This window comes from Streptomyces sp. CB03238 (assembly GCF_002099185.1).
GTDB lineage: Bacteria > Actinomycetota > Actinomycetes > Streptomycetales > Streptomycetaceae > Streptomyces.
In genome coordinates, this window is sequence record NZ_NBCN01000002.1 from 373304 (window position 1) to 386199 (window position 12896).

12 protein-coding genes and 1 pseudogene are annotated in these 12896 nt (G+C 70.1%); 8 read left to right on the top strand and 5 right to left on the bottom strand.

Features of this window, described 5'->3' with window-relative positions:
- Nucleotides 1-61: 61 nt before the first annotated feature.
- Together BKD26_RS04490 and BKD26_RS04495 are read left to right on the top strand one after the other, a co-directional pair.
- Nucleotides 62-1486, top strand: coding sequence for a hypothetical protein (locus BKD26_RS04490; RefSeq protein WP_241518531.1), 1425 nt, complete (start codon nucleotides 62-64; stop codon nucleotides 1484-1486).
- 16 nt (nucleotides 1487-1502) lie between these two features.
- Nucleotides 1503-2468: pseudogene (locus BKD26_RS04495) on the top strand (site-specific integrase); the annotation flags it as partial.
- Nucleotides 2469-2475: 7 nt separating this feature from the next.
- Here the strand turns inward: BKD26_RS04495 and sodN are convergent.
- Entirely contained in the window at nucleotides 2476-2871 is a 396-nt protein-coding gene (gene sodN, locus BKD26_RS04500) for a superoxide dismutase, Ni (RefSeq protein ID WP_084895967.1), read from the bottom strand.
- 153 nt (nucleotides 2872-3024) lie between these two features.
- Here sodN and sodX point away from each other — a divergent pair, with 153 nt between their 5' ends.
- The gene (gene sodX / locus BKD26_RS04505) at nucleotides 3025-3462 is read left to right on the top strand and encodes a nickel-type superoxide dismutase maturation protease (RefSeq protein ID WP_084895969.1); all 438 of its coding nucleotides are present in this window, start codon (nucleotides 3025-3027) and stop codon (nucleotides 3460-3462) included.
- Here sodX and BKD26_RS04510 read toward each other — a convergent pair.
- A complete protein-coding gene (locus tag BKD26_RS04510; protein WP_084895972.1) occupies nucleotides 3366-3995 on the bottom strand; it encodes a CGNR zinc finger domain-containing protein in 630 nt (209 codons plus the stop codon). The two genes, sodX and BKD26_RS04510, sit on opposite strands and share 97 nt — an antisense overlap.
- A gap of 84 nt (nucleotides 3996-4079) precedes the next feature.
- On the opposite strand from BKD26_RS04510, the gene BKD26_RS04515 reads away from it, so the two are divergent.
- A complete protein-coding gene (locus BKD26_RS04515) occupies nucleotides 4080-4841 on the top strand; it encodes a class I SAM-dependent methyltransferase (protein ID WP_084895974.1) in 762 nt (253 codons plus the stop codon).
- A 63-nt stretch (nucleotides 4842-4904) separates the two neighbouring features.
- Here BKD26_RS04515 and BKD26_RS04520 read toward each other — a convergent pair whose 3' ends face one another.
- The 3 genes from BKD26_RS04520 to BKD26_RS04530 are packed head-to-tail and all read right to left on the bottom strand — an operon-like array spanning nucleotide 4905 to nucleotide 7640.
- On the bottom strand, nucleotides 4905-5666 hold the full coding sequence (locus BKD26_RS04520; protein WP_084895977.1) for an amino acid ABC transporter ATP-binding protein: 762 nt from the start codon (nucleotides 5664-5666) through the stop codon (nucleotides 4905-4907).
- Nucleotides 5663-6607 (bottom strand): amino acid ABC transporter permease, encoded by a 945-nt coding sequence (locus tag BKD26_RS04525; protein ID WP_084895979.1) that lies wholly within the window; start codon nucleotides 6605-6607, stop codon nucleotides 5663-5665. The genes BKD26_RS04520 and BKD26_RS04525 overlap by 4 nt, the downstream gene beginning before the upstream one ends.
- Nucleotides 6608-6650: 43 nt before the next feature.
- Nucleotides 6651-7640, bottom strand: coding sequence for an ABC transporter substrate-binding protein (locus BKD26_RS04530; protein ID WP_084895981.1), 990 nt, complete (start codon nucleotides 7638-7640; stop codon nucleotides 6651-6653).
- 561 nt (nucleotides 7641-8201) lie between these two features.
- On the opposite strand from BKD26_RS04530, the gene BKD26_RS04535 reads away from it, so the two are divergent.
- From BKD26_RS04535 to BKD26_RS04550, 4 genes are all read left to right on the top strand, one after another.
- Nucleotides 8202-9419, top strand: a complete 1218-nt coding sequence (locus BKD26_RS04535) for an NADP-dependent malic enzyme (protein ID WP_084895983.1) — start codon at nucleotides 8202-8204, stop codon at nucleotides 9417-9419.
- Between the two features lie 295 nt (nucleotides 9420-9714).
- Entirely contained in the window at nucleotides 9715-10287 is a 573-nt protein-coding gene (locus tag BKD26_RS04540; RefSeq protein WP_084895985.1) for a phosphoesterase, read from the top strand.
- Entirely contained in the window at nucleotides 10284-11840 is a 1557-nt protein-coding gene (locus tag BKD26_RS04545; protein ID WP_084895987.1) for an alkaline phosphatase D family protein, read from the top strand. Before BKD26_RS04540 ends, BKD26_RS04545 begins: the two co-directional genes overlap by 4 nt.
- A gap of 58 nt (nucleotides 11841-11898) precedes the next feature.
- Nucleotides 11899-12864, top strand: a complete 966-nt coding sequence (locus tag BKD26_RS04550; protein ID WP_084896228.1) for a zinc-binding dehydrogenase — start codon at nucleotides 11899-11901, stop codon at nucleotides 12862-12864.
- Nucleotides 12865-12896: the final 32 nt, after the last annotated feature.

A 12896-nucleotide genomic window follows, 5' to 3' on the forward strand; every position in this document is an offset into this window, starting at 1 on the left:
TCTGCGGTCTGTGGCACGTATCGGCGGCGCTGATGTCGGAGTCGGCTGGAACACTGCGGCCGTGATCGACGAGATGACCCCAGACCTTCCTGATGCTCCCGCCGGCTCCCTGCCACCCAGAGCACAGGCAGAGCTCGCCGGCACCGCCTGGGAGGAGCTGCCGCACGTCTGTACGGGCCAGCACAGTGTGCCTGACACACCGGACATCCTCGGCGCTGTGCTCGCCACCGACCCGGCCCGCCGGGTGCGGGCGGTGGGGGATCTGTACCGGCTGCTCCTCAATCGGGAGCAGGTGTTTCCGGCGACCGCTCCGGCGGCCTTGGTCCTCGCTCGTCTTCTCGACGATCCGCGCACACTCGCCGAAGACCGGTGGGAGCGCAGGGCCGGTCGGCGGTCGCTTCGCGCCGAACTGCTGAACTGGCTGGCTTCGTTCGCCGACATCGCCCGCTTGGACGTCGAGGACGGCGTCGGCACGGCGCAGGATCTGGCTGCCGCTCGTGCGGCAAGGCCAATACTCCACGACCGCATCGCGGATTTCTGCGACGACGACGATCCACTGGTGAGGGAGGCCGCGCTCGCGGCCACCGCCCTGCTCCTGGCCGACCCCGCCCTCGCCTCGTCCGTACCCCGGTACGCGCCCGCCGTTCGCGAGGTCCTTGCCGTGAGCGCGGACTCGTACTACCGGTGGATCGCCCGGGAACGGCTGGCTGTCTGGGGTGAGGACGTCACGGGTCTCGTCACTGCGGAGGAGGAGCGCCACACGTCCCTGGACCGGGCAGGCGAGTTGGCGGAGGACCCGTTCGGCCAGGACCAGGAGCAGGCGATCCGCTGGCTGGAAGAGCAACCCGAGGACACCGCGGCTCCGGAACGACTCGGCCACCGGCGGAAGGACCGGACCGCGCCCAGCCCGGCCGCCCCGCAGGAGCCGGCACCCGAGCCGCCCGTGGCCGCCCCAGGAAGCGGGGCGGGGTACCGCGGCCCGTGGCGGATCGCCCGGGAGGAGGAGCGCGCCGAGTGGACGTTCACGCCGTACGTAGGAGTCGGCCCCCTGCACTTCGGGATGACCTTGGAGGAGATCACCCGCGTCCTCGGCGAAGGACCGGCCGTCTCGTCCTACTCCCACCACGGCGAAGACCAGCAGCTCAACTACGCCGACTTCACTGAGAGTGGGATCAGGGCCCTCTTCCACGACGGCCGCCTGGGGTGCGTCGCCGCAGACGCCCTCACCGGCCCCCAGGTGAGACTGGACGCAGCCCCGCTGACCGGCTGCGCACCTTCCCACGTGGAGGACTGGCTCGTCCACCGCACAACACGGCCCGGCAGCCTGGCGTACAGCGTCGCCGGCGATCCGGTCTTCGCCGACCTCGGCCTGGCGATCCGCTCCCAGCGGGCCGGCGACGTCGTCCTGACCCGCCCCCTCTTCCTGCTCCACGACTGGCTCGACCTGTGGCACGCGCTGCCCAGCGAGGAGTGGAACTGCTCCTGAAGCGTGGTCCGAGAACGCGAAGAAGTGGGAAGCGTCACTCATCGCCAGCGAGGCGGGCGAGCGCATCACCGACAACGCGCTGCGGCTGCACCTCGTCCCGGCGCTGGGCTCCCGCGCGATGGCGGCGATACGCCGCAACGACCTCCAGGTGCTGTTCAAGAGCCTGTCCGAGCTGCTCGGCCCCGGCAGAGTGCGCAACGTCTACGACGTCCTCGTACGCCTCATGACCGCGGCCGTCGAGGACAAGGTCATCGCGTCCAGCCCGTGCCGCCGGATCACCCTCCCGCCCATGCCGGATGAAGAGGTCACCCCGCCCACGGTCGCGCAAGTCGAGGCCATGGCCCGCGTGATGCCGCCGTACATCCGCGCGGCGATCGTCACCCTCGCCGGCTCAGGCTTGCGAATAGGCGAGTTGCTCGGCCTGAAGGTGTCGGACGTCGACTTCAAGGCCGGCACCATCCGCGTCGAGTGCCAGCGTCTCCAGTCCGGAAAGATCGGCCCGCCCAAGACGGCCAAGTCCCGGCGTGCCGTCCCGGTCGGCGAAGTGGTCACCGACGCACTCCTCACGCACCTTGCCGCACGCCCCTCCAAGGAGTGGCTGTTCGCGATGGAGGAGGGCGAGCCCCTCAACTACCGCCGCTGGAAGACGGAGTGGAACTGCGCCCGCAGGACGCTCCAGGAGGCTGAGAACGAGACGGCCGAGCGCGAGGGCCGCAAGCCCGTCGAGCTGCCGCACATGGTGACCCACGACCTGCGCCACTTCTACGCCTCCGCCCTCATCGCTGGCGGGGCGAGCGTCAAGCAGGTCCAGCTGGTCCTCGGCCATGCGTCCGCCGTCATCACGCTGCGGATCTACGCCCACCTGTGGCCGGGCGAAGAAGACCGCACCCGGACCGTCATGGACGCCGTTCTCGGAGGCCTGCGGACCGGGTGCGGACAGGTAGGCGCTGCGACCTGCGAAACCGCAGGTCAGATGGCCTAGCCATAGATCAGGCCTTCTTGGTCTCCCAGAAGATCTTGTCGATCTGCGCGATGTAGTCCAGCGCCTTCTGGCCCGTCGCCGGGTCGGTCGACGCCTTGGCGGCCGAGAGGGCCTTCAGGGCGTCGTTGACCAGCTGGTGCAGCTCCGGGTACTTCTCGAAGTGCGGCGGCTTGAAGTAGTCGCTCCACAGCACCGAGACGTGGTGCTTGGCGAGCTCGGCGCGCTCCTCCTTGATGGTCGTCGCGCGCGCCTGGAAGTGCGGGTCGTCGTTGGCCTGCATCTTTTCCTGCGTGGCCTTGACGGACTCGGCCTCGATACGGGCCTGGGCCGGGTCGTAGACACCGCAGGGGAGGTCGCAGTGCGCGCTGACCTTCACCTTCGGGGCAAACAGGCGGGAGAGCATTGAGCTGTCCTTCCTCGTGATCGTCTTCTCAGGTGGGACATTACTCCGTGACAGACGGGTTTTCGCGGGTGCCCCCATGGGCTTACGACAAAAGTCCAGGGTGACCATGGGACTCGTGGAGGAAGGTCCAGGAAGGTCCAGGAGGTGTGCCGGATGACGGAGCAGGGGCGCGAGCACGAGCGCGGGCCGAGGGCGCCGTTCGGCGTCGCGGAGGTGTCCGGGCCGTCGATGGTGCCCACCCTGCACCACGGTGACCAGCTGCTGGTGCACTACGGGGCACCGGTGCGCGCGGGGCACGTGGTGGTGCTGCGGCACCCGTTGCAGCAGGACCTGCACATCGTCAAGCGGCTCGTGGAGCGGCGCGACGGCGGCTGGTGGGTGCTCGGGGACAACCGGGCCGCCGAGGCCGTGGACAGCCGCTCCTTCGGCCCCGTACCGGAGGATCTGGTGCTGGGCCGGGTGCGGGCGCGGTACCGGGGGATACGGCCCGGGCGTCAGCGGTCGGTCGGGGTGGTGCTCTCCTGGCTGGTGTCGGCGGTGCGGCCGGTGCTCGCCGACCGTTCCGTCTCCAGGCGCTTGCGCGCCCGGTAGGCGGCGACGTTCGCACGGGTGGCGCACCGGTCCGAGCAGTAGCGGCGGGACCGGTTGGTGGAGGTGTCCAGGTACGCGTTGCGGCACGGGGCCGCCTGGCACAGGCCGAGCCGGTCGGCGCCGAACTCGGTCAGGTGGAAGGCCAGCCCCATCGCGGCGATCGCCGCGTACCCGGCGGTCGCGTTGGACGGGTGGTCCGCGAGGTGCATGTGCCAGCGCGGCCGGCCCTCGTCGTCGAGGGTTTCGTGGCCGGAGATCTGCGGGCTGACCGGGAACTCCAGCAGCAGTGAGTTGAGCAGGTCCACGGCGTGCGCCTGGTCGCCCGCGTCGGCCGCGGTGAAGACCGCCCGCAGCCGTGCCCGTACCGAGCGGAACCGGGTGACGTCCGCGTCGGTCGCGCGCCGCGCCATCTGCGAGGCCTCGCCGAACAGTTCGCGGACCGCCTCCACGGAGGTGAGGGAGTCCTTGTTGCGCGCCGGCTCCTCGGTGTTCACCAGACGTACGGCATAGTCCGAGTAATAGGCCAGTTCCACTTGTAGTCCTTACGGCGGCGGTCTAGGGTCGGGAACGGAACGAGTAACAGACAGGTCTGATACGAGGGTATTACGGAGGTCGCGTTGACGGAGACGACTGCGGGAACCGACTGGCGCGCGTGGCAGGAAAGCTGGGACCGGCAGCAGGAGTGGTACATGCCCGACCGCGAGGAGCGGTTCCGGGTCATGCTCGACATGGTCGAGGCGTTCACCGGCCCCGCGCCGCGGGTCCTCGACCTCGCGTGCGGTACGGGGAGTATCACGGACCGGCTGCTGAAGAGGTTCCCCGACGCCGTCAGCACCGGCGTCGACCTCGACCCCGCGCTCCTCGCCATCGCCGAGGGGTACTTCGCGGGCGACGACCGGGTGACCTTCGTACGGGCCGACCTCACCGACCCGCAGTGGGCGCGGGCGCTGCCGTACGAGTCGTACGACGCCGTCCTGACCGCCACCGCCCTGCACTGGCTGCGCACCGAGCCCCTCGCCACGCTGTACGGGCAGCTCGGCGGGGTCGTCCGCGAGGGCGGCGTCTTCATGAACGCCGACCACATGAGGGACGAGTCCACGCCCCGGATCAACGCCGCCGAGCGCGCCCACCGGCACGCCGCCATGGATCGCGCCAAGGCGGGCGGCGCCCTCGACTGGACCGCCTGGTGGGACCTGGCCGCCGAGGACCCGCTCCTGGCCGCGCCGACCGCCGAGCGGTTCGCGATCTACGGCGAGCACGCCGAGGGCGACACCCCGTCCCTGGAGTGGCACGCGCGCACCCTGCGCGAGGCCGGGTTCGCGGAGGCACGGGCGGTGTGGTCGTCGCCGTCGGACGCGCTGGTGCTGGCGCTGAAGTAGCCGGGGGTACGTGCGGAAGGGGCGGTACGGGTGTGGCCCGTACCGCCCCTTCTCCTGTGCGGGTTACAGCACCTTCGACAGGAACGCCTTCGTCCGGTCGTGCTGCGGGTTGGACAGCACGTCGCGCGGGTTGCCGGATTCGACCACCACGCCGCCGTCCATGAACACCAGCGAGTCGCCGACCTCACGGGCGAAGCCCATCTCGTGCGTGACCACGACCATCGTCATGCCCGACTCGGCCAGGTCCCGCATCACGTCCAGCACGTCGCCCACCAGCTCCGGGTCGAGCGCCGACGTCGGCTCGTCGAAGAGCATCAGCTTCGGCTCCATCGCCAGCGCCCGCGCGATCGCCACGCGCTGCTGCTGGCCGCCGGAGAGCTGGGAGGGGTAGTTGCCGGACTTGTCGCCGAGCCCCACCCGGTCCAGCAGCTTCAGCGCCCGCTCGCGGGCCACGGCCTTGGCCTCGCCCTTGACCTGGACCGGGGCCTCCATGACGTTCTCGACGGCCGTCATGTGCGGGAACAGGTTGAAGCGCTGGAAGACCATGCCGATGTCCCGGCGCTTGAGCGCGACCTCGCTGTCCTTCAGCTCGTACAGCTTGTCGCCCTTCTGGCGGTAGCCGACCAGCTCGCCGTCGACGTACAGCCGGCCGGCGTTGACCTTCTCCAGGTGGTTGATGCACCGGAGGAACGTCGACTTGCCCGAACCGGACGGGCCGATGAGGCAGAACACCTCACCCGGCGCCACCTCCAGGTCGATCCCCTTGAGGATGTGGGCCGCGCCGTAGGACTTGTGCACGCCCTCGGCCTTCACCATGGCGGTCATGCGGTACCTCCCGCGGCCGGTCGGTTGGACAGGGAGAACACGTTGGCCTTGATCCTCTGGAGCACGGTCGGCGGCAGCTGGCGCGAGGAGCCGCGCGCGTAGTAGCGCTCCAGGTAGTACTGGCCCACGCTGAGGATCGAGGTCAGGATCAGGTACCAGGCGGCGGCGAGGAAGAGCATCTCCACCGGGGCACCGGACGTCTGGCCGATGTCCTGCGCGTTGCGCAACAGCTCGTAATACTGTACGGCCGCCACCAGCGAGGTCGTCTTCAGCATGTTGATGACCTCGTTGCCCGTGGGCGGCACGATCACGCGCATCGCCTGCGGGATCACGATCCGGCGCAGCGTCTTGCCGTGGCTCATGCCGAGGGCGTGGGAGGCCTCGGTCTGGCCCTCGTCGACCGCGAGGAGACCGGCGCGGCAGATCTCGGCCATGTACGCGGCCTCGTTCAGGCCCAGGCCCAGCAGCGCCGTCAGGAACGGCGTCATGAAGTCGGCCCACTCGTCCTTGTAGACCGGGCCGAGGTTGATGTACTCGAAGACCAGGCCCAGGTTGAACCAGACGAACAGCTGGACCAGGACCGGGGTGCCCCGGAAGAACCAGATGTAGAACCAGGCGATCGACGAGGTCACCGGGTTCTTCGACAGCCGCATCACCGCGAGGACGATGCCGCCGACGATGCCGATCGCCATCGACAGGACGGTCAGCAGGAGGGTTTGGCCCATGCCTTCGACGATCCGGTCGTCGAAGAAGTAGTCGGGGACGGCGCCCCAGTTGATCTTGCCTTGGGCGAAGGCGTAGATGATCGCGGCGAAGAGCGCGATGGCGACGACGGCGGTGACGTACCGGCCGTAGTGGCGGACGGGGATCGCCTTGATGGCTTCCGGTCCGCCGGGCGGCGTGGCGTCCTCCGGGCCCGTCTTCTTGATGTCAGTAGTCAAGGTGGTGCCTTTCAGGGGCCTACGTGGCGCTGGTGGCCGGGGATCAGGAACCGCCGTTGATCTTGGCCTCGGTCACCGCACCGGCGGCGACACCCCACTTTTCCAGGATCTTCTTGTAGTCGCCATTGGCGATGACGGCGTCCAGCGCGGCCTTGATCGCGTCACGCAGCTGGGTGTTGCCCTTGGCGACGGCGATGCCGTACGGAGCGGCCTCCACCTGCGGGCCGACGATCTGGAAGTCGTTCCCGCCACCCGAGGTCTTGACCGTGTACGCCGCGACCGGGAAGTCCGAGGAGCCGGCGTCGGCGCCGCCGGCGCGCAGTCGGGTCTGGGCCTGCTGGTCGGTGTCGAAGGCCTCGATCGCGATCTTGGCCTTCTTCGCCTTCACGCACCGCGCGGACTCGGCCTTGGCCAGGTCCTCGGAGACGGTGCCGCGCTGCACGACCAGCTTCTTGCCGCACAGGTCGGCCCAGGTCCTGATGCCCTTGTCCGCGCCCTTCTTGGTATAGATCGACACACCGGCGTTGAAGTAGTCGACGAAGTCGACGCCCTCGCCGACCTTCTTCTTGGTCTCCGAGTCGATGCCCTGCTGGCGGTCCTTGGTGTCCGTCATCGCCGACATCGCGATGTCGTAGCGCTTGGCGCGCAGACCCGTGATCAGGGTGTCGAAGGTGCCGTTCTCGAACACGAACCGCACGCCGAGCTGCTTGCTCATGGCGTCGGCGAGGTCGGGGTCGATACCGACCGTCTTGCCGTCCTTGTCCTTGAATTCGACCGGGGCGTACGCGATGTCCGAGCCGACCTTGATCTCACCCTTGTCCCGGATGGCCTGGGGCAGCCGGTCCGCGAGCGGGGCGGCGATGGCGGGCTTGCCGGTGGCCTGATCCGTCTTGACCGGCTTGTCGGTCTGGTCACCGCAGGCGGTCAGCAGCATGGAGCCGGCGACCGCGATCGCGGCGACCGCGGCAATCCGGGACGTCCGGGGCGTCCGGGTCTTCGCGGCGGTCGTACAGCGGGTGGTGCTTGCGGTCATGGTCGGGTTCCTCCGGCGGGTGAGGGAGTTGCCAAGCGGTCGCGCACGCACCATCGGGTGTCGCGACTGCGTGTGATTACGGCATCTTGCCATTCGGACTGGCCCAAACAGGGGGCCGCGCATGTCAAAATCGGATAACGGGAGACCCCCGAACCCCAACAGGCCGGTACATCAGGGCCGGACCTTCTGCGGGGTTGCCTTCTTTTCGCCGGAAAATCTCCGGTCGATCTCGTGATTCGGACGGGATACTGGCCGCAAACCGGGGCGCGTGCGGACTTGTCCAGAAAACCGGCCATGCGTCACGTCACCTGATCCGTGCTGTGGCCGGGGTCCAGGCTCATATGAGATACCGACTCGTCGACAGAGCGGTCCGTCCGGTAAGAAGGATCCTTACACCCCTCATCCGGGGCTCAGGGCGCGTGTGCGGCGCGCCCGACGCGTACGTACCTCTCCCTGCAAGGGCGGGCCAACCGCCTCGCGCAGGCACGGACGCGGTGCCCGCCCACCCCTCCTCAACCAGGAGTGGCCACCCTCGAACGAAATGACTTAAGGGGTCAACAAATGGCAGCGGAGATCGTCAATCCTCGCAGCGACAGTGACAACAGCACCGAGAGTGCCTCCGACGAGCCCTTCGATCCGGCGTTCGCGCTGCATCGGGGCGGCAAAATGGCCGTCCAGGCGACGGTGCCGGTGCGTGACAAGGACGACCTGTCCCTCGCGTACACGCCCGGTGTCGCCAAGGTGTGCAGCGCCATCGCCGAGCGGCCCGAGCTCGTGCACGACTACACCTGGAAGTCCCAGGTCGTCGCCGTCGTGACGGACGGCACGGCCGTGCTGGGACTCGGTGACATCGGCCCGGAGGCGTCCCTCCCGGTCATGGAGGGGAAGGCGATCCTCTTCAAGCAGTTCGGCGGCGTGGACGCGGTGCCCATCGCCCTCGCCACGACCGACACGGACGAGATCGTCGAGACCGTCGTCCGCCTCGCGCCGTCCTTCGGCGGCGTGAACCTGGAGGACATCTCGGCACCCCGGTGCTTCGAGATCGAGCGCAAGCTCCAGGAGCGGCTCGACATCCCGGTCTTCCACGACGACCAGCACGGTACCGCCGTGGTCACCCTGGCCGCCCTCCGGAACGCCGCGAAGCTCACCGGGCGTGGCCTCGGCGACCTGCGCGCCGTGATCTCCGGCGCGGGCGCGGCCGGTGTGGCCATCGCCAAGTTCCTGCTGGAGGCCGGCCTCGGCGACGTGGCGGTCGCGGACCGCAAGGGCATCGTCAGCCGGGACCGCGAGGACCTCACGCCGGTGAAGCGTGAGCTCGCCGAGCTCACCAACCGCGCGGGCCTCTCCGGCTCCCTGGAGAGCGCGCTGGCCGGCGCGGACGTCTTCATCGGCGTCTCCGGCGGTACGGTGCCGGAGCCGGCGATCGCGTCGATGGCGCCGAACGCCTTCGTCTTCGCGATGGCCAACCCGAACCCGGAGGTCCACCCCGACGTCGCGCACAAGTACGCGTCGGTCGTGGCCACCGGCCGGTCGGACTACCCGAACCAGATCAACAACGTGCTCGCCTTCCCCGGCATCTTCGCGGGCGCGCTCCAGGTGCGGGCGTCCCGGATCACCGAGGGCATGAAGATCGCCGCCGCCAACGCGCTGGCGGACGTGGTCGGTGACCAGCTGGCCGCCGACTACGTGATCCCGTCGCCGTTCGACGAGCGGGTCGCCCCGGCGGTGACGGCCGCGGTGGCCGCTGCCGCGCGTGCGGAGGGCGTCGCCCGGCGCTAGCCCCCCGTGCGGGGTGCGTGGCTCGCCGCGTGCACCCGGCGGGGTGCGTGTGTCCGGAAGGGCCCCGTTCCGGCTCCTGTGGGAGCCGGAACGGGGCCCTTCCGCGTGCCCGGGCCTCGGGTGGGGGGTGCGGACGGGTGCCCGGGCCTCCGGTGGGGGGTCCCGGTTGGACTTTCCGTACGGGTCCTTGGACCGCCCGCGCAATGTTCGCCGCCGCTCTTCCGGAGGTTCATGTGGGGCTGCTGTGATGCAGCGCGCCAGGCCACCCACGGACAACCGAACACAGGAGGCGCGAGTGAATCTGGTCGTCAACGGCGACGCCGAGAGCGGTCCCGGAGGTACCGCCGAGCCCGTCGGGACCGTCACCGGCTGGCAGGTCGTGCAGGGCGCGCCCGCCCTGATCGCGTACACCCATGGCGGGGGTTACCCCACCGCCTCCGACCCGGGTCCCGCGCAGCGCGGCAGCCGGTTCTTCTCCGGCGGGAACTCGCCCCGCACCGCCCTGCTGCAGGACATCGCCCTGCCCGCCACCGGGACGACCGGCCACGCGGCCGTCGACGCCGGCCAGGTGCGGTACGCGGTGGGCGCCTGGCTCGGCGGATACGCGTCCCAGGAGGACGGCGCCCGGCTGTCGGTGGAGTTCCGGGACGGCAAGGGGACCCCGGTGGCCCTGAGCGTGCTGGGGCCCGTGACGGCCGCCGAGCGGGGCAGTCGTACGGGACTGCTCCAGCGCACCGCCGGGTCGGCCGTACCGCCCGGCGCCCGCACCGCGCGCGTGCTCCTCGTTTTCACCCGTACCGGAAGCGGCACCTCGAACGACGGTTACGCGGACGGGATCACACTCACGCTCACGGGGGTACAGAAGTGACGCTCGATCGACGCGGCCTGCTGAAGGCCGCCGGAGCCGTCGGAGCCCTGAACGTCGTCTGGCCGCTCAGCGCGGGCCTCTCGCCCGCACAGGCGCGCGAGGCGGCCGAGGCGCTCGGCGCCGAATACGACCCGGCGCCCTTCACGCTCGGCGTCGCCTCCGGCGACCCACAGCCCTCCGGTGTCGTGCTGTGGACGCGCCTGGCGCCCGAGCCGCTCGCCGCGGAGCAGAAGCTGCCCGAGGTCGTCGAGGTCGAGTGGGTCGTCGCCGAGGACCAGGCCCTCAGCCGGGTCGTGGCCCGGGGCACGGCCCCCGCCTCCGCGACGCTCGGCCACAGCGTCCACGTACCCGTGGGCGGCCTCCAAGCGGGCCGCCACTACTGGTACGCCTTCAAGGCGCTGGGGAAGACCAGCCGCGTCGGGCGGACGAAGACCGCGCCGGTCGGCAGCGTCTCGCGGGTACGGTTCGCCGCCGCCAACTGCCAGGCGTTCCACGACGGCTACTACGCCGCCCACCGGGGCATCGCGCGCGAGAACGTCGACTTCGTCGTCCACCTCGGCGACTACATCTACGAGCACGGGCCGGTGGGAGGCGACCACGTCCGTGACCATGAGGGGCCCGCGATCCTCACGCTGGCCGACTACCGGCGCCGCCACGCCCTCTACAAGGGCGACGCCTCCCTGCGCGAGGCGCACGCCGCCCACCCGTGGTTCCTGACGTGGGACGACCACGAGGTCGTCAACGACTACAGCGGTACGGGCGGCGGGGCGCCGTTCATGCAGCGGCGGGCGGCCGCGTACCAGGCCTGGTACGAGAACATGCCGCACCGCGACAACTCCGCCACCGCCGCGCTGCCCGACCCCGAGATCCACCGGGTACGCCGCTGGGGCGACCTGCTGGAGCTCACCGTCCTCGACCTGCGCTCCTACCGGTCGGCCCAGAACCTGGCGAACGGCACCATCCTGGGCACCGCCCAGAAGACCTGGCTCAAGGGGAACATCGACCGGGCGCCCGACTCCTGGCACGTGTGGGCCAACTCGATCATGCTCAGCCAGCTGCGCGGCCGGCCGGGCGGCTCGTACATGTTCACCGACCAGTGGGACGGCTTCCTCGCCGAGCGCAAGGAGGTCCTGAACCACGTCCACACCAGCGGCCTCGAAGACCTCGTCGTCATCACCGGCGACTGGCACTCGGCGTTCGTCGACGACATCCGCACCGACTTCGACGACACGTCCTCGCCGCTCGTCGGTACGGAGTTCACGGCCCACTCGGTGACCTCGGGCGCGTACTCCGCCGACTGGAACGCGACCAACGGCCCCCTCATGGGCAAGGCCAACCCGCACCTGAAGTACTTCGAGGGCAATCGGTACGGATACGACGTCTACGAGGTCACGCCGGAACGCTTCAGCGCCCATATGCGGGTGATCGCCGACCGCCGCGACCCGCTCTCACCGGTCTCCACCCTCACCACCTTCCACGTGGACCGGGGAAGGACCGGCTCCTACGAGGACCCGGCGACCAAGAACAGCCCGGCGCAGTACCGCCGGGACTGACGTACGTCACACCGGTGCGCGGTACCGCCGCGCACCGGTCCGTCCTATGGTCAAGGTCATGTTCGCTGCCTACGCCGCCCGAATCGACCGCGACCAGCCCCTGAACGGACTTGAGCTGGGCGAACGCCCCGCGCCCGAGGCCCCTCCCGGCTGGACCACCGTCACCGTCAAGGCCGCCTCCCTCAACCACCACGACCTGTGGTCCCTGCGGGGCGTCGGTCTGGACGAGGACAAGCTGCCGATGATCCTCGGCTGCGACGCCGCCGGCCTCGACGAGGACGGCAACGAGGTGGTCGTCCACTCGGTCATCGGCCAGAGCGGCCACGGCGTCGGCCCGAACGAGCCCCGCTCGATCCTGACCGAGCGCTACCAGGGCACGTTCGCCGAGAAGGTCGCCGTACCGGTGTGGAACGTCCTGCCGAAGCCGAAGGAGCTCAGCTTCGAGGAGGCCGCCTGCCTGCCGACCGCGTGGCTCACCGCGTACCGCATGCTCTTCACCAACGCGGGCGTACGCCCCGGCGACTCGGTCCTCGTTCAGGGCGCGGGCGGCGGGGTCGCCACGGCGGCCATCGTCCTCGGCAAGGCGGCCGGGCTGCGGGTCTTCGCCACCAGCCGCGACGAGGCCAAGCGCAAGCGCGCGGTCGAGCTGGGCGCGGTCGAGGCGTACGAGCCGGGCGCGCGGCTGCCGCAGCGGGTGGACGCGGTCATCGAGACCGTCGGCGCGGCGACCTGGTCGCACTCCGTGAAGTCACTGCGCCCCGGCGGCACGCTGGTGATCTCGGGCGCCACGAGCGGCGACCGGCCCTCGCACGCCGAGCTGACCCGCATCTTCTTCCTGGAGCTGAAGGTCGTCGGCTCGACGATGGGCACCAAGGACGAGCTGGAGGACCTGCTCGCCTTCTGCGCGGCGACCGGAGTGCGGCCGGTCATCGACGAGGTGCTGCCGCTGGACCGGGCGCGGGAGGGCTTCGAGAAGATGGCGGCCGGCGACCTGTTCGGCAAGATTGTTCTTACCACCTCTTGATGGTCCGTCAGTTCCACTGATGGGATCTCCGG

Bases quoted from the DNA above. Each gene is read 5' to 3' on its own strand.
- BKD26_RS04520 (WP_084895977.1), bottom strand. From the start codon at position 5,666: ATGACCGCCATGGTGAAGGCCGAGGGCGTGCACAAGTCCTACGGCGCG.
- BKD26_RS04530 (WP_084895981.1), bottom strand. From the start codon at position 7,640: ATGACCGCAAGCACCACCCGCTGTACGACCGCCGCGAAGACCCGGACG.
- BKD26_RS04535 (WP_084895983.1), top strand. From the start codon at position 8,202: ATGGCAGCGGAGATCGTCAATCCTCGCAGCGACAGTGACAACAGCACC.
- sodN (WP_084895967.1), bottom strand. From the start codon at position 2,871: ATGCTCTCCCGCCTGTTTGCCCCGAAGGTGAAGGTCAGCGCGCACTGC.
- BKD26_RS04550 (WP_084896228.1), top strand. From the start codon at position 11,899: ATGTTCGCTGCCTACGCCGCCCGAATCGACCGCGACCAGCCCCTGAAC.
- sodX (WP_084895969.1), top strand. From the start codon at position 3,025: ATGACGGAGCAGGGGCGCGAGCACGAGCGCGGGCCGAGGGCGCCGTTC.